Annotated in this window: 15 protein-coding genes; 9 read left to right on the top strand and 6 right to left on the bottom strand. The window is 67.0% G+C overall.

Annotation, left to right across the window (positions count from 1 at the left end; genetic code table 11):
• The first annotated feature begins 290 nt into the window (after nt 1–290).
• Both HWX22_RS16670 and HWX22_RS16665 read left to right on the top strand, forming a co-directional pair.
• Nucleotides 291–1,391 carry an OpgC domain-containing protein gene (locus HWX22_RS16670; protein ID WP_059534019.1) on the top strand — a complete coding sequence of 367 codons (1,101 nt, stop codon included), beginning with the start codon at nt 291–293 and terminating at the stop codon, nt 1,389–1,391.
• Nucleotides 1,392–1,455: 64 nt separating this feature from the next.
• Nucleotides 1,456–2,394, top strand: a complete 939-nt coding sequence (locus HWX22_RS16665) for an alpha/beta hydrolase-fold protein (protein ID WP_175916040.1) — start codon at nt 1,456–1,458, stop codon at nt 2,392–2,394.
• A 119-nt stretch (nt 2,395–2,513) separates the two neighbouring features.
• Here the strand turns inward: HWX22_RS16665 and HWX22_RS16660 are convergent, their stop codons facing one another.
• On the bottom strand, nt 2,514–3,752 hold the full coding sequence (locus HWX22_RS16660) for an SfnB family sulfur acquisition oxidoreductase (RefSeq protein WP_175916039.1): 1,239 nt from the start codon (nt 3,750–3,752) through the stop codon (nt 2,514–2,516).
• A 294-nt stretch (nt 3,753–4,046) separates the two neighbouring features.
• On the opposite strand from HWX22_RS16660, the gene HWX22_RS16655 reads away from it, so the two are divergent.
• From HWX22_RS16655 to HWX22_RS16640, 4 genes are all read left to right on the top strand, one after another.
• Nucleotides 4,047–5,312 (top strand): acyl-CoA dehydrogenase family protein, encoded by a 1,266-nt coding sequence (locus HWX22_RS16655; RefSeq protein ID WP_175916038.1) that lies wholly within the window; start codon nt 4,047–4,049, stop codon nt 5,310–5,312.
• On the top strand, nt 5,309–6,709 hold the full coding sequence (locus HWX22_RS16650; protein WP_175916037.1) for an LLM class flavin-dependent oxidoreductase: 1,401 nt from the start codon (nt 5,309–5,311) through the stop codon (nt 6,707–6,709). Before HWX22_RS16655 ends, HWX22_RS16650 begins: the two co-directional genes overlap by 4 nt.
• 268 nt (nt 6,710–6,977) lie before the next feature.
• Nucleotides 6,978–7,736 (top strand): SDR family oxidoreductase, encoded by a 759-nt coding sequence (locus HWX22_RS16645; protein WP_175916036.1) that lies wholly within the window; start codon nt 6,978–6,980, stop codon nt 7,734–7,736.
• A 138-nt stretch (nt 7,737–7,874) separates the two neighbouring features.
• Nucleotides 7,875–8,852, top strand: coding sequence for a helix-turn-helix domain-containing GNAT family N-acetyltransferase (locus HWX22_RS16640; protein WP_175916035.1), 978 nt, complete (start codon nt 7,875–7,877; stop codon nt 8,850–8,852).
• Nucleotides 8,853–8,865: 13 nt separating this feature from the next.
• On the opposite strand, the gene HWX22_RS16635 is transcribed toward HWX22_RS16640, so the two are convergent.
• The 4 genes from HWX22_RS16635 to HWX22_RS16620 form a co-directional block, all read right to left on the bottom strand.
• On the bottom strand, nt 8,866–9,198 hold the full coding sequence (locus tag HWX22_RS16635; RefSeq protein ID WP_059819300.1) for a cupin domain-containing protein: 333 nt from the start codon (nt 9,196–9,198) through the stop codon (nt 8,866–8,868).
• Nucleotides 9,199–9,343: 145 nt separating this feature from the next.
• Entirely contained in the window at nt 9,344–10,822 is a 1,479-nt protein-coding gene (locus tag HWX22_RS16630) for a sensor domain-containing diguanylate cyclase (RefSeq protein WP_175916034.1), read from the bottom strand.
• Nucleotides 10,823–10,965: 143 nt separating this feature from the next.
• Nucleotides 10,966–12,060 carry a potassium channel family protein gene (locus tag HWX22_RS16625; RefSeq protein ID WP_175909476.1) on the bottom strand — a complete coding sequence of 365 codons (1,095 nt, stop codon included), beginning with the start codon at nt 12,058–12,060 and terminating at the stop codon, nt 10,966–10,968.
• 59 nt (nt 12,061–12,119) lie between these two features.
• Complete coding sequence (locus HWX22_RS16620; protein ID WP_175916033.1) at nt 12,120–13,454, bottom strand: FAD-binding oxidoreductase; 1,335 nt, start codon at nt 13,452–13,454, stop codon at nt 12,120–12,122.
• A gap of 238 nt (nt 13,455–13,692) precedes the next feature.
• Here HWX22_RS16620 and HWX22_RS16615 point away from each other — a divergent pair, with 238 nt between their 5' ends.
• Nucleotides 13,693–14,340: a hypothetical protein gene (locus tag HWX22_RS16615; RefSeq protein WP_059533981.1), complete on the top strand. Its 648-nt coding sequence runs from the start codon at nt 13,693–13,695 to the stop codon at nt 14,338–14,340.
• A gap of 211 nt (nt 14,341–14,551) precedes the next feature.
• Here the strand turns inward: HWX22_RS16615 and HWX22_RS16610 are convergent, their stop codons facing one another.
• On the bottom strand, nt 14,552–14,761 hold the full coding sequence (locus HWX22_RS16610; protein ID WP_059464641.1) for a hypothetical protein: 210 nt from the start codon (nt 14,759–14,761) through the stop codon (nt 14,552–14,554).
• A 532-nt stretch (nt 14,762–15,293) separates the two neighbouring features.
• On the opposite strand from HWX22_RS16610, the gene HWX22_RS16605 reads away from it, so the two are divergent.
• On the top strand, nt 15,294–16,148 hold the full coding sequence (locus HWX22_RS16605) for a helix-turn-helix domain-containing protein (protein WP_059464640.1): 855 nt from the start codon (nt 15,294–15,296) through the stop codon (nt 16,146–16,148).
• 120 nt (nt 16,149–16,268) lie between these two features.
• On the top strand, nt 16,269–17,936 hold the full coding sequence (locus HWX22_RS16600; RefSeq protein WP_175916032.1) for an ATP-dependent helicase: 1,668 nt from the start codon (nt 16,269–16,271) through the stop codon (nt 17,934–17,936).
• Nucleotides 17,937–17,974 lie beyond the last annotated feature (38 nt).

Below are 17,974 nucleotides of genomic sequence, written 5' to 3'. Positions count from 1 at the left end.
GGTGTGCGGCCGCGCGGACAAAATGGTGTCACGTCGCAAATCGCCCGTCCATCGGGGCGTGGGACCGGCTCGCAAAGCGTTGCGCTCGTCCAACTGCCCTGTTCTCACCATGGCCCGATCAGGCTTGCCGGCAACGGCTGGCCGGCCTGCCATCCGCGTAAACCCGGACGGCGTCACATCGGTGGCACAATGCGCATCCGTTCTTCATTTCTTCACGAAGTCATGCTTCACCCCGATTCATGCGCGGCGGGTGCCGGCCGCGCACGCGGCGCGCCCCCGGAGGCGGCCCGATGACCGCCGCCGCCCGGGCCGGCCGCTACGCCGAGCTCGATTTCTTCCGCGGCCTCGTGCTGCTGGTGATCGTCGTCGACCACATCGGCGGCAGCATCCTGTCGCGCGTGACGCTGCACGCGTACGCGCTGTGCGACGCGGCCGAGGTGTTCGTGTTCCTCGGCGGTTTCGCGACTGCCATCGCGTACAACTCGCTCGCCGAGCGCCACGACGAGGCGGCCGCGCGCCAGCGTTTCATCCGCCGTGCCTTCGAGATCTACCGTGCTTTCCTCGTGACGGCCGGCTTGATGCTGCTCATCACCGCCGTGCTGAACGCATTCTCGATCGACGGCCCGAACATGCCGACCAACGATCTCGACGGCCTGCTCCACAAGCCGCTCGCCGCGCTGCGCGACATCCTGCTGTTCCGCCGCCAGCCGTATCTCGCGTCGGTGCTGCCGATGTATGCGTTCTTCGCGCTGCTGGTGCCGCTCGCGCTGCCGCTCGCGCGCACGCAGCCGTGGCTGATGCTCGCGTTCAGCGGCTCGCTCTGGTACGCGGCGCCGCACATCGCGCGCTTCTTGCCGACCGTCGAAGGCGCGCCGTGGGACTTCAATCCGTTCGCGTGGCAGTTCCTGTTCGTGCTCGGCGTGATCGCGCGCTGCCAGCCCGTCTACCAGACGCTCGCGCCGAAACCGCAGGGCTGGCTGCTGACGGCCGTGTCGCTCGCAATCGTCGCGGCCGGCGCGTATTACCGGCTGCGCATCGAGCCGTTCCCGACCGATCCGTCGATCAAGCAGAATCTCGGCGCGCTGCGGCTCGCGAACTTCCTCGCGATCGCGTGGCTCGCGGCCAAGCTCGTGCACCTCGGGTGGATGAAGAAGGTCGCGCACGCGATGCCGTGGATCGGCACGATCGGCCGCCAGGGGCTGCTGTGCTTCGTCGCCGGCACCGGCATCTCGCTCGCAGTCGATTCGCTGCTTTACCAGGCGACCGAAGGCTATCTGAACGTGCCGCTCGGCCTGACCGCCGACGCCGTCGCAATGGGCTTGCTGTACCTCGTCGCGAAACTCTATGCGCCGCTCGTGTCGCGGCTGCCGTTCCCGTTCCGTTCGCGGTGATGATGCGCCGCGCCGTCATGCGCCGCTGCTACGATAGCGGGCGCCTCTCCTGAAACGATTCACCATGCGCCGACTCGCCCTTCCGTTCGCCGCCGCCTTGATCGCCGGCGCCATCGCCACCGCCCACGCCACGACGGGCGGGCCCGCGGTTTCAACGGCGTCGTCCGCGGTCGCGACCGTCCCGCCCGCAACGATCGCGCCGGCCGCCCAGGAACCGCCGGTCAATCCGGGCAGCAGCGTCGTGCTGCGCGCGTTCCGGTCGGCGTCGCTGAAGCGCGACTGGTCTTACACGGTCTACCTGCCGCCCGGCTACAACCCGGAAGGCGCGCGCTATCCGGTGCTGTACCTGCTGCACGGCAACGCCGGCAACGCAAACGACTGGATCACGCAGGGCCGGCTGCAGGCCACCGCCGACACGCTAATCGAGCGCCGCGAGATCCCGCCCGTCGTGATCGTGATGCCGCAAGGCGGCACCGACTGGTACGTCGACCGCAAGGAGAAGATGCAGAGCGCGTTCCTCAACGACCTGCTGCCTGAAGTCGAAGCGCACTTCGCGGTGTCGAACCAGCGCGCGGGCCGCGCGATCGGAGGCGTGTCGATGGGCGGCTTCGGCGCACTGCGTTTCTCGCTGCTCGAGCCGGGCCTGTTCTGCGGCGCGATGCTGCTCAGCCCCGCGATCTACGCGAACGAGCCGCCGCTCAATTCCGCCGCGCGTTATGTCGGCGTGTTCGGCGACCGGCAGTTCGACCCGCGCGTGTGGCACGAGCTCAACTACCCGGCGCTGCTGCGCGGCTATTTCGCCCGCAACTGGCGCGTGCCGATGTTCATCGCGGTGGGCGACGACGACCTGACGATCCAGGCCGAATCGAGCGTGCTGTACACGCAACTGCGCCGCGCGCAGAACCCGGCGGAACTTCGCGTCGTCGACGGCGGGCACACGTGGGAAGTGTGGCGCGGGCTGCTCGGACAGGGGTTGAAGTACGCACTGGAATGCGTGAAGTAACGAGGCCGGTCGACACGTCAGGCCGTCGCACGACGATTGCCTGACGCCGCGCCCTTCGCTGCGCCGGCGTCACCGGCCCGACCCGCGCGCCACGCTGTCGCGCCGGATCCCCGGTCGGTTCAATTCCACGCATGACGCGCCGGCCGCACCCCGTTCAGGTAGTAGTTGCCGACGAGGTGATACTTCCATCGCACCGGATCGTGCAGCGTGTGCGTGCGCGCATTGCGCCAGTGCCGGTCGAGATTGTGCTCGGCGAGCGTCGACTGCGTGCCTGCCAGCTCGAACAGCTTCTCGCCCGCGAGCAGCGCGATCTCGGTCGTGAGCACCTTCGCCTCGCCGACCGCGACCGACGCACGCGCGACATCGTCGTCGGTCACCGCGCCGCGCGCGCCGATCTCGTCGAGCGTGCGCGCCGCGCGTTCGAGCAGCGCTTCCGCCGCATGCAGCTGGATGTGCAGACGGCCGATCTCGCGGACGATCAACGGATCGTCGGCCGCCCGCTCGACGCCGCTGTCGACCCAGGGCCGCGTGCGCGTGCGCACGAACGCCTCCGTATCGGCGATCGCGGCCTTCGCGATGCCGGCATCGATCGCCGCCTGGATGATCTGCGACAGCGGGCCGTTGAGCGTCGGTTCATCCGATACGCGCTGCGCGTTCAGCACATGCGAAGCCGGCACGCGCACGCCGTCGAGCACCACCGTGCCGCTCGCGGTCGTGCGCTGCCCGAAACCCGACCAGTCGTCGATCACGGTCAGCCCGGGCGTCGGCTGCCGGACGTACGTGAGCCACGCCTGACCCGCATCGTCGAGGCCGAGCACCGGCACGTAGTGCGCGAACAATGCGCCGGTCGAGTAGAACTTCGTGCCGTCGACGACATAGTCGTCGCCGTCGCGCCGCACGCGCGTCTTCAGGTCGAGCACGTGCTTCGTGCCCTTCTCCGAGAAACCGTTGCCGAAACGCTTGCCGCTGAGGATTTCCGCGAAGAAGTGACGCTTCTGCGCGTCCGTGCCGGTCAGCGCGATCACGTCGACCAGCCCGAAATGGTTCTGCGGCAGCTGCCCGAGCGACGCATCGGCCGCGGAAACGATCTTGATCACCTCGGTGAGCGTCACGTGCGATACACCCGCGCCGCCGTATGCCTTCGGCACCGTGATCGCCCACAGCCCCGACTGCGAGAACCATTCGATCTCGTCGCGCGGCAGCCGGCGCTCGCGATCGCGTTCGGTCGCCCCTTCGGCCAGCCGCTGCGCAAGCGCATGCGCGACCGCGATCGCCTGCGCGTCGTCGGCGATCACGCGGGCCACCTGCGGTCTTGCGTCGGCCGGTCGCTCCTGAATCGTCGCACTCGTATCTGACATCGGGTTCTCCTGTCGAATGACGAAAGCATTCAATCTAGCAGCACCCCACAGGCCGGCAAACCGAGCGATTCTCGTAACGATATTCCTTCGGATAACAAACGACATCGCATCGAACGACATCCGTTTCCACGTTTCGACATCGCAATCGATGCCCGGGCGTCGACACTTCCCGTCGTTGGTCCACGTAATGCGCAGCCACGATAACGATCTGCGAATCCGTTATTGGAACGCGCGCGTCGTGCTTCCTATACTGGCCTCCCGGTGCAAACGGCCCCGCCCTTCGAGGAACACCGCATGACTTCGTCGCACGCAGATACCGATCTTTCCACCGGCACCGACTACGACGCACTCGCGAGCCGGTTTCGCCCCCTCTTCGAGCGCATCGCCGCCGGCACCGCCGAGCGCGAGCGCCGCCGCGAACTGCCGCACGAAGCGATCGGCTGGCTCAAGGCCGCCGGCTTCGGCGCCGTACGGCTGCCGGTGCGCGACGGCGGCGCCGGCGCGTCGCTGCCGCAGCTGTTCCGGCTGCTGACCGAACTCGCCGCCGCCGATTCCAATCTGCCGCAGGCGTTGCGCGGACACTTCACGTTCGTCGAGGACTGGCTGAACGCGCCGCCCGGGCCGCTGCGCACGACGTGGTTCGACCGCTTCGCGAGCGGTCAGCTCGTCGGCAACGCATGGTCGGAAGCTGGCGACGTCCCGCTCGGTCAGACGCTCACCAAGGTGTCGGAGCAGAACGGCCGGTTCGTGCTGAACGGCCGCAAGTTCTACAGCACCGGCAGTTTGTTCGCGGACTGGATCGACGTATTCGCGCAGCGCGCGCACGACGGCAGCGACGTGATCGTCGCGGTCGCCACCGCGCAGCCCGGCGTGATCCGCGACGACGACTGGGACGGCTTCGGCCAGACGACGACCGGCAGCGGCACGACACGCTTCGAGAATGCCGCGGTCGATGCCGACAACGTGATCGATTTTGCCCGCCGCTTCAAATACCAGACCGCGTTCTACCAGCTGTTCCATGTCGCCACGCTGGCCGGCATCGGCCATGCGATCGTGCGCGACGCGGGCGAACTCGTGCGCAACCGCTCGCGCGTATACAGCCATGGCAACGCAGCGCGCGCCGGCGACGACGCGCAACTTCAGCAGGTGATCGGCGAAATCGCGTCGTGGGCCTATGCGGCCGATGCGCTCGCGCTGCGCGCCGCGCAGCCGCTGCAGCAGGCGTACGTCGCACGCTTCGGCGGTGACGACGAAGCTGAGCGTGCCGCGAACGTCGCAGCCGAAATCGAATCCGCGCAAAGCCAGCTCGTCGTGTCGGAACTCGTGCTGCGCGCGGCGACGCGCCTGTTCGACGCGCTCGGCGCGTCCGCGACGCGCAGCACGACCGCGCTCGATCGTCACTGGCGCAATGCACGCACGGTGTCGTCGCACAATCCGCTCGTCTACAAGGCGCGGATCGTCGGCGACTGGATCATCAACGGACGCACGCCGCCGTTCGTCTGGCGCGTCGGCAACGGTGCAAGTGCTGGCGCAGACGCGGAGCCGGGAGCCGCACGATGAGCAAGACCATTCGCTTCAACGCGTTCGAGATGAATTGCGTCGGCCATCAGTCGCCCGGCCTGTGGGCGCATCCGCGCGATCGTTCGTGGCAGTACAAGGATCTCGACTACTGGACCGATCTCGCGCGCGTGCTCGAACGCGGGATCTTCGATGCGATCTTCATCGCGGACGTGATCGGCTATTACGACGTCTACCAAGGCAGCAACTATCACGCGCTTCGTCAGGCCGCGCAGATTCCGGTCAACGATCCGCTGCAGCTCGCCGCGCCAATTGCGATGGCGACCGAGCATCTCGGCATCGGCATCACCGCGTCGACAACATTCGAGCATCCGTACACGTTCGCGCGCCGGCTGTCGACCGCCGACCATCACACCAAGGGCCGGCTCGCGTGGAATATCGTCACGTCGTATCTGGAGAGCGGCGCGAAGAACGTCGGCGACAACGGGCTGCGCACGCACGACGACCGCTATGCGGTCGCGGCCGAGTACGTCGAGGTGCTGTACAAGCTGCTCGAAGGCAGCTGGGAAGACGGCGCGGTCGTGCGCGATCGCGACGGCCGCGTGTTCACGCATCCGGAAAAGGTGCACGAGATCGGCCACAAGGGGCGCTTCTTCGACGTGCCCGGCTATCACCTGTGCGAACCGTCGCCGCAGCGCACGCCGGTGCTGTTCCAGGCCGGCGCGTCGGGCCCCGGCAAGGCGTTCGCCGCTCGACACGCCGAATGCGTGTTCGTCGCCGCGCCGACGCAACCGCAACTCGCACGCTATGTCGCCGACGTGCGCGCGCAAGCCGCGGCCGCGGGCCGCGACCCGCACGACGTGCTGATCTACAACCTCGTCACCGTGATCGTCGACGAGACCGACGAGAAGGCACAGGCGAAATTCGACGAGTATCGCCGCTATGTGTCGTACGACGGGTCGCTCGTGTTCATGTCCGGCTGGACCGGCATCGATTTCGGCCAGTACGCGCCGACCGATCCCGTGCGGCGCGTCGAGACGAATGCGATCGTGTCGGCCGTCGAGCATCTGGCCGGCGGCGATACCGCGTGGACGATCGAGAAGCTGGCGGCCTGGGGCGGCATCGGCGGGATGGGGCCGGTGTTCGTCGGTTCCGCGCGGACCGTCGCGGACATCCTGCAAGAATGGGTCGCCGCGACCGACGTCGACGGCTTCAATCTCGCGTATGCCGTTGCGCACGAAACCTTCGAGGACATCGTGCGCTACCTCGTGCCGGAGTTGCAGCGGCGCGGTGTCTACCCGACCGAATACGTGCCGGGCACGCTGCGCGAGAAGCTGTTCGGCGGGTCGGCGCGGCTGCCGGACGCGCATCCGGCCGCGCGGTTTCGCGACATCGAACAGGTCAAGCGCGATGCGCAACAGGTGGCCGACTACGCGTGACGGCATCGCGGCCGGACCGCATTCCCGACGGACGAACGCGTCACCGCCGCACCGGTCGCCCGGCGCACTGCCGCCGCTTGCGCCGCGCCTGTCAGGTCAAAGCCACGTCCCCCCTGCCGCTCGTTCGGCTCGTCGGCGAGCGCATCGAAATAGTCGCGCGCGTCGCGAAATCCGGCGTGCGCGGTAGCATGTCGCTTCGACCGGCGCACGGCGAGCGCATCGCGCGCCCGCCGCCGCCTCCCTCACCCAATCCGCAGGGAACCAAGCCATGTCTGTCTCGAAGAAGATCGCCGCCGTCACGGGCGCCGGATCCGGCATCGGTCGCGCCACGGCAATCGCACTCGCGAACGCCGGATATACCGTCGCACTGATCGGACGCAAGGAAGCCTCGCTGCGTGAGACGAAAGAAGCGATCGTCGCCGCCCACGGCGACGCGCATGTTTTTCCGGCCGATGTCACCGACGAAGCATCGGTCGAACACGCGTTCGCGCAAATCGCGCAGCAGTTCGGGCGGCTGGACGTCCTCTTCAACAATGCCGGCCGCAATGCACCGGCCGTCCCGCTCGACGAATACGATTTCGGCGTATGGAACGACGTCGTCGCGACGAACCTGACGGGCGTCTTTCTCTGCGCGCGGGCCGCGTGGCGCGTGATGAAGGCGCAAACGCCGCAGGGTGGCCGGATCATCAACAATGGCTCGATCTCCGCCTATACGCCGCGCCCGAACACGATCGCATACACGGCCACCAAGCATGCGGTGGCCGGCATCACCAAGTCGCTCGCGCTCGACGGTCGTGCATACAACATCGCCTGCGGTCAGATCGACATCGGCAACGCGGCGACGTCGCTGACGGATCGCATGACGGAAGGCGTGCCGCAGGCCGATGGACGCATGGCGCCCGAGGCGCGGATGGACGTCACGCATGTCGCGAATGCGGTCGTTCAGATGGCGAACCTTCCGCTGGATACGAACATCCTGAACATGACGATCATGGCGACCACGATGCCGTTCGTGGGGCGCGGGTAACGCCGGACGCCGCGCCGCTTCCGCCGCGCCCGGCCGCGCTGCCGGCCAAGCCACCCGACCGCCCGGCGTCAATCGTCCTTGACAAGTTGCGCATCGCAACTAATATGAGTTGCGACACGCAACTTTCCCGGATCCGGCATGGACCTCATCGATATTCCGCCGAAGACTCGCGAAGCGACGATCCTCGAGCTTCGCGATTTTTCCCGCAAGCTGGTTCGCGAACTGGGCTTCATGCGCGCGACCTTGGCCGACAGCGATCTGGCGCCGTCCGCCGTTCACGCCGTTCTCGAAATAGGCATGGCGCCCGGAATCAGCGCGAAGGATCTGGGCAGCATTCTGCGCCTCGACAAATCGAACACGAGCAGGCAGCTTTCGCGGCTGGAAACGGCTGGCTTCGTCACGCGCCGCATCTCGCCCGACGACGCGCGTGCGACGGCGTTGTACCTGACTGCCGACGGGCAAAAACTTCGCAGGAAGATCGACCAGTTCGCGACGCGTCAGGTGTCGAATGCGTTGCGCCGGATGGTCCCGGCGGACCAGCAAACCCTCGTCCGTTCGCTGGCGCTTTATAGCGACGCGCTCGCGCAGGACAATGCCGCCGACGCGCCCCCGCCGAAAGCGGACGCCATGCAGATTGTCGACGGCTATCAGCCCGGCTGTATTGGCGACATAGCGAGCCTTCACGCACGGTTCTATTCGGAACACTGGGGGTTTGGCGCGTTCTTCGAGAAAAAGGTTGCGACGGAACTCGCGGAATTTGCCGGCACCCTGCCAATCGAGGGCAAGGCCCTGTGGCTCCATGCCGAAAACGGCCGCGCGCTCGCGTCCGTCGCAATAGACGGGAACAAGGCCACCGGAATCGCACATTTGCGATGGTTCATCGTCGACGATGGATTGCGCGGCTCCGGCATCGGGCGGCAACTGATGACGCGCGCAATGCATTTCGTCGACGAGCAGCAATTCGACGAGACATACCTGTGGACGTTCAGGGGGCTCGATTCGGCGCGTCACCTGTACGAATCGTTCGGCTTCACGCTGACCAGCGAATCGGAGGGCGCGCAATGGGGAACCAACGTCGTCGAGCAGCGCTTCAGCCGGCGCCGGTCAGGCACATGAGCCGCCGCGCGTTTCAACGGTCGTGATAAATCGCGAGCCAGACGCTCGGCTCGTCGGGGTGCGTCCACGCGACGCGATGCCGGCAATGCGGTTCGATCAGCACGTAGTCGCCGGGACGCATGTCGTGCAGCGTCGCGTCCGCTTCGAACTCGAGCACCGCCGCGCCCGACAGCAGCACCACCCATTCGGCACGCGAATCGTCATACCAGAACCCGTCGGGGCTCGTATGCCCCATCGACACGATCCGCTCGACGTTCAGGCGCGCGCCGGTGACGAGCACATCGACCCGCTCGTCGTCGCCGCGCGTTCCTTCGACGCTGAACAGGTTGCCGGTTTGAAGTTGCATGGTTCGACCTCGGGTCGGCCTTCGGCGGAAGCCGGATGACGCCCACTGTAGCGCGAAGGCCGGCATCGCGGCGAACTTGTATTACGGGTGCCGGCAACGCCTGGTGTACGTCATGAAGTCTTGCGGCCGCATGTCGTGACGCGCGTCATGCCGGCGGATGAAAGGCGACGACCTTGTTCCGGCCAGTCGCTTTCGCGTAATACAACGCCTCGTCGGCGGCCTTGATCACAGCGTCGGCCTCGGCATCGTGCTCGGGCGTCCAGATCGCCAGGCCGATACTGGCCGTGACGTGCCCGTGTTCGCTGCCGGCGTGTTCGAGCGGCAGCCCGTCGATCGCCGCGCGAATCCGCTCGGCAATCTGGGCGGCGCCCGGCTCGGTTGTATCGGGGAGCAGCACGACGAATTCCTCTCCGCCATAGCGGGCCGCAGTATCGGCCGGCCGTCGGATGTTGTCGCCGATGCAGCGTGCGACCGCGGCCAGCGCGTCGTCGCCTGCCTGATGGCCGTAGGTATCGTTATAGGCCTTGAAGCGATCGACATCGACGAACAGCAACGAGAAAACCGATCGTGCCCGCCGCGCGCGACGCCATTCGCGATCCAGCACTTCCGCGAAGCTGCGGCGATTGTTCAGGCCTGTGAGACCGTCGGTGCGGGCCAGCAGCACGAGTTCCGACTCGGCGCGCATCCGGTGCCGTAACTGCGTGCCGAGCATGAAGGACACCGCGATGAACGCGGCGCCGAAGGTCGCCACCAGCGCGCCGATCGTCACGGCCCGGTGCCGCCATGCCGCATAGATATCCTGCTCCGCTTCCGCGACCATGATGATCAGCGGCAGCTTCGGCAAGTGCCTGAAGTAGTAGAGACGACGCACGCCGTCGAGCACCGAGGTTTCGGAGAACACGCCCTCACGCGCGGCCTGGAACCGCTTGAACGTCGCGGCCTGGCTGATGTTGCGACCGATGGTGTGGACGTCGTACGGCTGACGCATCACCATCACGCCGTCGTTGCCGATCAACGAGATCGATCCATGTTGTCCGAGCGACAGGCCGGCAAACAGGTGATGGAAATACTCGAGGTTGACCGCGATGAGCACGATGCCGGCAAACGAGCCGTCGGGGTTCGAGATCCGCCGCGTGAGCCCGATGCTGGGCGAACCACCCCGCAGGCGGGACGTGAACGGGTCGCTGACATAGAGCCCCGCATCCGGATTGTCGCGGTGGACGGTGAAGTACTTGCGATCGGCGAAATTGCCGTGGCGTGGAACGTCGTTGGCCGAATCGAGGACGATGTTGCCGCCGGCGTCGAGCACCAGCATCGAGCCGAGAAACTGTGCCGTCATCGCGTTATCGAACAGCACCGCGCGCCGCAGGCCCGCAGGCGCCGCCATCACGTCGTGACGTTGAAGCCCGGCGATGACCGCCTGCAGCGACAGGTCGTAGAGTTCGAAATTGCGTTCGATGTCGCGCTCGGCGATCAGTCCCAGATTGCGGGACGTTTCGCTCGCCCGCTCGAGCGCGTCGTTGCGGCTCTGGAACAATTGCAGCACGCACAGACCCATGAGCGCACAGGCGATCACGATACCGATCACGACGATCGTCTGGGGAGCCGCCGACCTGAATTGCATGTGTCTCCTCGATGATCACGCTCGTGCGCGGCGCACGACGCGATTACTTCATACTAAATAACGCGCGGTGCCATATCAAGCGGGGGATCCACCGGTCACGGCGCGCCAGAGGCATGCGATGGCGGGCGTTGCCCAACCGGCCCTCACACGTCCGGGTCCGGAATCCTCGCCGACTGGATCACGACCAGCGTATCGCCCGCCTCGATCCGGCACGGCGGATCCTCGTAGAACGAATGAATCTTCCCGCAGCGATCGAGCCCGACGACGATCGCGCCCGGCACGACGTTCGTCATGCAGCCGATCTCGTGCGGCAATGCCTCGCGCTCGAGCAGCGTCGCCCGCCCGCGCGTCGACAGCATGTCGTTCACGAACGGCACGATGTAGCGGCTATGCACCGCGTCCGCGAGCAGCAGCGCGCCGATCTTCGTCGACGACACGATGACGTCCGCGCCCGCCTGGCGCAGTTGCCGCTGATACAGGTTCTCCTGGATTCGCACGACGATCTTCGTCTCCGGCGCGATGCTGCGCACCGACAGCGTCAGCAGGATCGCGGTCGGGTCGTCGGTCACTGAGATGATCACGGCCTTCGCCGCGCGCACCTGCGCCTGCTGCAGCAGATCCTCGTGCGCGGGATCGCCGAGCAGCCCGGTCACGCCTAGCGACGTCGCGGCCTCGAGCGCCTGTTGCTGCGCATCGATCACGATGATCGTCGACGGATCGACGCCGCTTTCGAGCAGCTCGCGCACGGCGATCGACCCCGACAGGCCGTAGCCGCATACGACGATGTGATCGGACAGTTGCTTCTGCAGGCGTTTCATGCGGAATTCCTCGATGACGCGCTGGATCACGAACTGATAGGCCGTGCCCAGGAAGATGAACCAGATGCCGATGCGGATCGGCACGATGAAGAACGCGTCGATCAGACGCGCGCGCGCGGTGACCGGCACGATGTCGCCATAGCCGACCGTCGCGACCGTGACCATCGTGAAGTACACGAGGTCCGCGACGTTCATCGGCGTGCTCTTGGTCGAATCGCGCAGGCCGTCGCGATCGAGATACAGCACGAGAAACGCGAGCATGCACAGCACCACGACCGCGCCGAGACGAAACAGCAGCGTACGCCGCGGCGACGTCGCCGGACGCGTGAACAGCGTGCGCGCACGCGGCGCCCGCCATGGGTCGCGCGTGCGACGCAGGCGTGAGCGCAGCGAGCGGCGCTTGTCGGTGGGCGTTGCCAACGGGAAATCTCCTGAAGATTGCGGGCTCGATTCTACGACGGGAACATGCGGGCACGCCGCTACAGCATGCTGCGCGGCCGGACCATCGTGCCGTCGGCGAAACGCCGTGCACGGAACGCCGACAGGTCGAGCGACGGCTCGCCCGCATCGACCCATTCGGCCAGCAGCCGCCCGACGATCGGCCCCATCGCGAAGCCGTGCCCGCAGAAGCCGGTCGCGATCGCGAGCCCGAACAGCGTGCCGGGCGCGTCGATCACCGGAATCCCGTCGGGCAGCACGTCGATCAGGCCGGCCCAGGCCTCGACGATCTGCGCGTCCTTCAGCGCGGGAAAGATCGTCTTCAACTTCGCGAGCGCGCGCGGCGCATGCGCGCGATTCGGCTGCGGCTGCGGATCGCGCGGCTCGATCGGGCCGCCGCCACCGCCGATGCGCGCGCAGGCATCGCGCCACGCCGCCGCATTCAGATGCAGCCGGAACTTCTCGCGCCGCGACCAGAACTCCGGCCAGAACAGGCTCAAGCCGCGCAGATGGCCGAGCGTCAGGTCGACGTCGACCTGCATGTCGTCGGCAAGGTTGATCGTGCCGTTCCTGCGTTGCCGAATGCCGAGGCCGTGGCCCCAGATCGTCGATGCGGACACGTCGGGCAGCACGTTGGTGCGCATGCAGGTGCCGCGCACGGCCTGTTGCGGCAGCCGGATGCCGACGCCGTCGAGCAGCCGGAAGCTGGTCGCGCCGGCCGCGCAGATCACGCGCCGGGTGCGAATCGTGCCGCGCTCGGTCACGACGCCGACGACCGCGCCGCCGGCCGTCTCGATCGCCGTCACGCCGCAGCCTTCGAAGAAACGCGCGCCGGCTTCGTTCGCGCGCGCCGCGAACGCGGCAGCCACGCGGCGCGGCTCGGCCTGCCCGTCGGTCGCCGTATACAGCCCGCCGAGCGTGCGCGCTTGCGTCGCCAGGCCGGTCACGCGCGCGTCGATTTCCGCGCGTGTCAGCGTGCGCGTGTCGAGCCCGTGTTCGCGTGCGACGGCGAGCCATGCCTGGAACGATGCCCAGTCGTCTTCGTTGTCCGCCATATAGAGGCAACCGCCCTGGCGCCATTCAAGATCGAAGCCGAGCGCCTGCTCGAGCCCCTCCCAGATCCGCATACCGGCCATCATCAGCGGCACTTCGGCGGACTCGCGGCCCTGCTGCCGCACGAAGCCCCAGGCACGCGTCGATTGCTGGCCGGCGATGCGCGACTTGTCGAGCACGACGGCCTTCAGGCCGCGCAGGCCGAGGTAATAGGCGGCCGCGCAGCCCATGATGCCGGCGCCGGCGATCACGATGTCGGCTTCGGCCGGAAACGCCGTGTCGGCGTGCGTCAATGCGTCATGCAGCGGATAGGTTGTCGTCATTGTTCTCTGTTGGCGTCGATACGTCGGGCGCAGCCATACACGTTCGCGATGGCGTGCACCGGATCAGGCGGTCGGGTCCCGGACAAGGCTGGCGAATGTGCGGGACGCTCGATGAACGGTCCGGCATCGGCCCTGCCACCGGTCGTTTTGCTCATCGGCCGTCCCCATTTTTTCGCCTTGACGGCGCTATGTTACCGCGCGATAAACTGTACATCCATACAGTATCGCTGCAGTAAAAATGATCCTCCCCCCATTCGATCCCCCGAAGCTGAACGACCTCACCGAATGGTGGACGAAGTGCACCTACGCCGACGTACAGCGCCTGATACTCGAAGTGCAGCACCTTCGCCTGACGCTGTGGGAACTGAAAGCGCACGTCGCGGATGCGTCGCGCCGGATCCGCGTGCTCGATCCGGCCATGCTCGCGCATGGCTCCGCGCTGCGGCGGCTCGGCTATCTGCTCGACAAGGAGATCGAACGCGCGAATCCGATCGGCCGCACGCGCGACGTGTATGCGCCGTTTTCGGATGAGTGGCGCGCCCGCGAAGCGCTGCGCTGTGCATTGCGTGCACGGCCCGAGCCCGCGGAAGCCGGCACGCTCCCGCGCGCGATTCCGGAATTTCAGCGCGTCACCTGGGCGGAGCTTCGCGATCGCTGGCGTCACCTGAGCGACAAGCAATCGACCCGCCAGAACATCGAGCAGCGGATGGTGCTCGAGATCGCGCGCCAGCGATCCGTGGTCCTCGCGCGCGCGAGGAAACTCGTCGATGCCGCGATAGCCGAAGCGGCGGCAGAAGGCAAACAGCTGTTCGCGCTCGATCAACTCAAGCGGCTGCTGTCGGTCGAGCGGGAGGATGGCGAACCGTTCACGTACATGCCGGCGTAGGTCGACAGCATTCGGCTGCCATCGATCGATGGGCGCGCCGGCGCGTGCGTCGATTCATCGGTTCGCACTTCTCAACAGGTGGAACATGGGGGGCCGTGGAATCGACGATCCTGCGGTGCTTCGCCAATGCCATCCACGCCGCGCATTCGGAACGTCCGTCGTGTTTTTCGCCGTGAATGAGCGTGCCCGCCCTGCACGGGCGAACGACGCGCTACGCGTAGCGGCTCAGCCACTCTTCGGAGAACTTCTTCGCATAGGCGACGGCATCCGCTTCGGTATCGAATTCGCCCAGCTTGCGGAATGCCGCCTCGCGGCTGAAACCCAGCTTCGTGACCTCGACCTGGGCGGCGTACTTGCCGTCCTCCGTCACGCGCGGTTCGCAGTTCATCTCGTACCCGCGCATCACAAATTTCTTCTGCATCGCTTCAACACTATTTTGAGACGGCGAAATCGTAGCATGGGCCTGCGCCGCATTCACGCCCGCTCCCGAAACGGGGCAGCATCGCCTTCATTAGAGTAAACCGTCAAACGATCCGCGTATAAGATGCGCTGCGTCGAGCCCGACGCACAACGTCCTGTAAAAATTTGTCGCGCTCAGGATGGCACGATGCCGCGATTCCCATCACGAACGTGCCCTGCTCTGGTGCATTTCGTTGGCAGCGCGATGCGATTCCGTACTGCCGGACGAGGAATCCTGTCCCGGCCCCTCGCGATCCGCGCCTGAAGGTTGCGAACGGGCCAGCAGCGCGCGGCACACGCCGCCGGATCGCGCGTAACGTCGTGACACACCTTTCACAGAAACGCACCTTTCGCGACATGGAATGGCAGTCGTTTTGCGGTAAAGTTATCTTTTCCGCGCGTGGCCGGTCGGCTCGCCCCCTGGACGTCGTCAAGACTGTCCGCCGAGACTGCCGCAAGGCGTCGTTCTGAACGTCACGATCCGTTCCCGTAGCATGACCACTGAAGCAATCACCACGGATTCCCTCGCGGTTGCCGAGCGCGTGCGCGAGCTGATGACTCGCAACGGCATCGGCAAGCGCCAGCAAACCACCGAGCTGTGCCGCATCCTCGACCTGAGCTTTTCGCAAGGTCACCGCAAACTGCGCGGCAGCAGCCCCTGGACACTCGCGCAGATCAAGAAAGTCGCCGAAGCGTACGGCGAGCCCGCCGCTCAACTGTTCGGCGCGCAGACGCTCGACCCCGGCATGGTCGGCGCCTATTCGCAGGAAGCCGTCCTGTACGCCGGTGTCGCCGAAATTCCGTGCACCGCCTGGATCGGCGCGCCGCTCGAAGCCGGCGCACGCCCCGAGTTCGTCGCGTACGAACAGAACGGCCGCTGGCGCGTGCTGCGCCACACGGGCGTGCTGTACCAGAACGCGTACGACGTGCACAAGATCGAGATCTATCCGCGCCGCGCGGAGAGCGACAAGCTCGTCGTCGCGGTGATCGATCCCGATCGCGTCAGCGCGACCGAGCTGTGCCGCTATCTCGAGCGGCAAGGTTTCGCGACGGCCGCATTCGACGGCCTCGCGCCGTTCGTCGACGCGCTGCAGGGCCAGGCGTTCGATGCGGTCGTCACCGAATGGCTGTTCGACGACAGCACGGCCGCCACCGCGATCAAGGCGGTGCGCACGTCCGACAATCCGGGCGCGCCCATCTTCGTGCTGACGGGCGACCTGCTCACGGGCCGCGCGAGCGAAGCGGACATCAGCGAAGTGATCCGCGCATTCGATGTCGTCTGCTACGAAAAACCCGCACGCATGGCGATCCTCAGCGCCGACCTCGCGAAGCGGCTCGCACGCGGGTAATTCCCGCACGCACGCCCCCTCTTTCGCATGGCTGGCGCCCGCGCGGCGCGGCGGCCGTGAACAGGTTCCTCAGTACAATAGCCGGACCCTGTTCACGACCGGCCTCAGCCGCCCGACCTCATGGCCCGCCTCATTCCCGACGACTGGAAAAGCCTCGCCGCCACCGGTGCGGCCGAACGCGAGCGCGAGACGCTTGCCGCCCTTGAACACGCGCTGCCGGACAGCTACACCGTCTATCACGGCGTGCACTGGACGCGTGCCGACCAGGGCTTCTCGGTGTTCGGCGAAGCGGCGTTCGTCGTCGTGAGCCCGTCCGGCCGCGTGCTGCTGATCGAGCAGAAGGCCGGCTTCCTGCGCGAAACGCCGAAGGGGCTCGTGAAGGTCTACCTGCAGAAGGAGCGCAACGTCCCGATCCAGCTTGCGCGCACGCAGGAGACGCTGCATAGGCGCCTGACCGCCGCGCTCGGCGCGGGCGTCTATGGCGTCGAGGCGCTGCTGTACTGCCCCGACTACTCGATCCGCGAGACGGCGATCGCCGGCGTCGCGGCCGACCGCATCGTCGACGCATCGCGCAAGGCGCAGCTCGCGCAGGCGATCCTGCAGATCCTGCCCGAGTACGACGAACCGTTGCCGAACGCCGCGAAGCTGCATCATTTCTTCGCGGACGAGCTGGCGCTTACGCCCGACACGAGCGCGCTCGTCGGGCAGGCCGGCACGCTCGTCACGCGGCTGTCGGGCGGGCTCGCCGCGTGGGCGCGCCAGCTCGAGTTCACGCCGTTCCGCTTGCGTGTGACGGGCACCGCGGGTTCGGGCAAGACGCAGCTCGCCGTGCAGGTGATGCGCGACGCGGTCGCGGCCGGCAAGCGCGTGCTTTACGTATGCTTCAACCGGCCGCTCGCCGACTACATCGCGCGCATCGCGCCGCCCGGCGCGAAGATCGCGAACTACCATCAGCTGTGCGACTGGGTGGCCCGCGACGGCGGCTATACGCCCGACTTCGACGCGCCCGGCGCGTTCGAGCGGCTCGAGGCGCGCTTCGCGGAAGTGCCGGTGCCGGAACGCTGGCGCTTCGATGTGCTGATCGTCGACGAGGGACAGGATTTCCACGCGCCGTGGGCGGCGGCGCTGGAGCGTCTGCTGGCGCCGAACGGTGCATGGTGGTGGCTGGAAGATCCGCTGCAGAACCTTTATCTGCGCGAACCCGTCGCGCTGCCCGGCTGGGTCACGCTGAAGGCGCTGACGAACTACCGCAGCCCGCGCGACCTGCTCGAATTCGTGCGCGACGTGGTCGGCCGCGTCGAGCCACTCGCGGCCGAACTGCGCTCGGGCAGCCCGTTCGACGGTTCCGATCCGTCGGTGTCGTCATACGGGGAAGACGGCGCATCGGGCGACGCGATCGCCGACGCGTGCATCGACGCGACCAAGCGCGCGATCACGCACGCGCTGTCGCTCGGGTTCCGCAAGCAGGACATCGCGGTGCTGTCGTATCGCGGACGCGAAAGCTCGGTGCTCGCGCGGCTCGACCAGCTCGGCCCGCATCGGGTCAAGCGCTTCACGGGCAAGTACGACCTGTTCGGCAACCCTGAATATCGCGAAGGCGACGTGCTGCTCGATTCGATCTATCGCTTCAAGGGGCAGTCCGCGCCGTGCGTGATCCTCACCGAGATCGACTTCGACACGCTCGATGCGCGCGCGGCCCGCAAGCTGTTCGTCGGCGCGACGCGCGCGACGATGAAGCTGCTGCTCGTCGCGTCGGCGCGCTCGGCCGCGCAGCTCACAAGCAGCTGACGCGGCGGTCAGCGGGCGGCGGGGGCGCGTGGAACCGA

The organism is Burkholderia sp. BCC1638 (genome assembly GCF_902833195.1).
In the GTDB taxonomy this organism is placed as follows: Bacteria; Pseudomonadota; Gammaproteobacteria; order Burkholderiales; family Burkholderiaceae; genus Burkholderia; species Burkholderia diffusa.
Note: the sequence above shows the minus strand (reverse complement) of the source record. Positions and strands in the feature narration are given on the sequence as shown.

Excerpts from the sequence above, each read along its gene's own strand:
- HWX22_RS16670 (WP_059534019.1), top strand. The coding sequence starts at position 291 with ATGACCGCCGCCGCCCGGGCCGGCCGCTACGCCGAGCTCGATTTCTTC.
- HWX22_RS16635 (WP_059819300.1), bottom strand. The coding sequence starts at position 9,198 with ATGCAACTTCAAACCGGCAACCTGTTCAGCGTCGAAGGAACGCGCGGC.
- HWX22_RS16615 (WP_059533981.1), top strand. The coding sequence starts at position 13,693 with ATGATCCTCCCCCCATTCGATCCCCCGAAGCTGAACGACCTCACCGAA.
- HWX22_RS16665 (WP_175916040.1), top strand. The coding sequence starts at position 1,456 with ATGCGCCGACTCGCCCTTCCGTTCGCCGCCGCCTTGATCGCCGGCGCC.
- HWX22_RS16605 (WP_059464640.1), top strand. The coding sequence starts at position 15,294 with ATGACCACTGAAGCAATCACCACGGATTCCCTCGCGGTTGCCGAGCGC.
- HWX22_RS16610 (WP_059464641.1), bottom strand. The coding sequence starts at position 14,761 with ATGCAGAAGAAATTTGTGATGCGCGGGTACGAGATGAACTGCGAACCG.
- HWX22_RS16660 (WP_175916039.1), bottom strand. The coding sequence starts at position 3,752 with ATGTCAGATACGAGTGCGACGATTCAGGAGCGACCGGCCGACGCAAGA.
- HWX22_RS16650 (WP_175916037.1), top strand. The coding sequence starts at position 5,309 with ATGAGCAAGACCATTCGCTTCAACGCGTTCGAGATGAATTGCGTCGGC.
- HWX22_RS16640 (WP_175916035.1), top strand. The coding sequence starts at position 7,875 with ATGGACCTCATCGATATTCCGCCGAAGACTCGCGAAGCGACGATCCTC.
- HWX22_RS16630 (WP_175916034.1), bottom strand. The coding sequence starts at position 10,822 with ATGCAATTCAGGTCGGCGGCTCCCCAGACGATCGTCGTGATCGGTATC.
- HWX22_RS16655 (WP_175916038.1), top strand. The coding sequence starts at position 4,047 with ATGACTTCGTCGCACGCAGATACCGATCTTTCCACCGGCACCGACTAC.
- HWX22_RS16645 (WP_175916036.1), top strand. The coding sequence starts at position 6,978 with ATGTCTGTCTCGAAGAAGATCGCCGCCGTCACGGGCGCCGGATCCGGC.
- HWX22_RS16620 (WP_175916033.1), bottom strand. The coding sequence starts at position 13,454 with ATGACGACAACCTATCCGCTGCATGACGCATTGACGCACGCCGACACG.
- HWX22_RS16600 (WP_175916032.1), top strand. The coding sequence starts at position 16,269 with ATGGCCCGCCTCATTCCCGACGACTGGAAAAGCCTCGCCGCCACCGGT.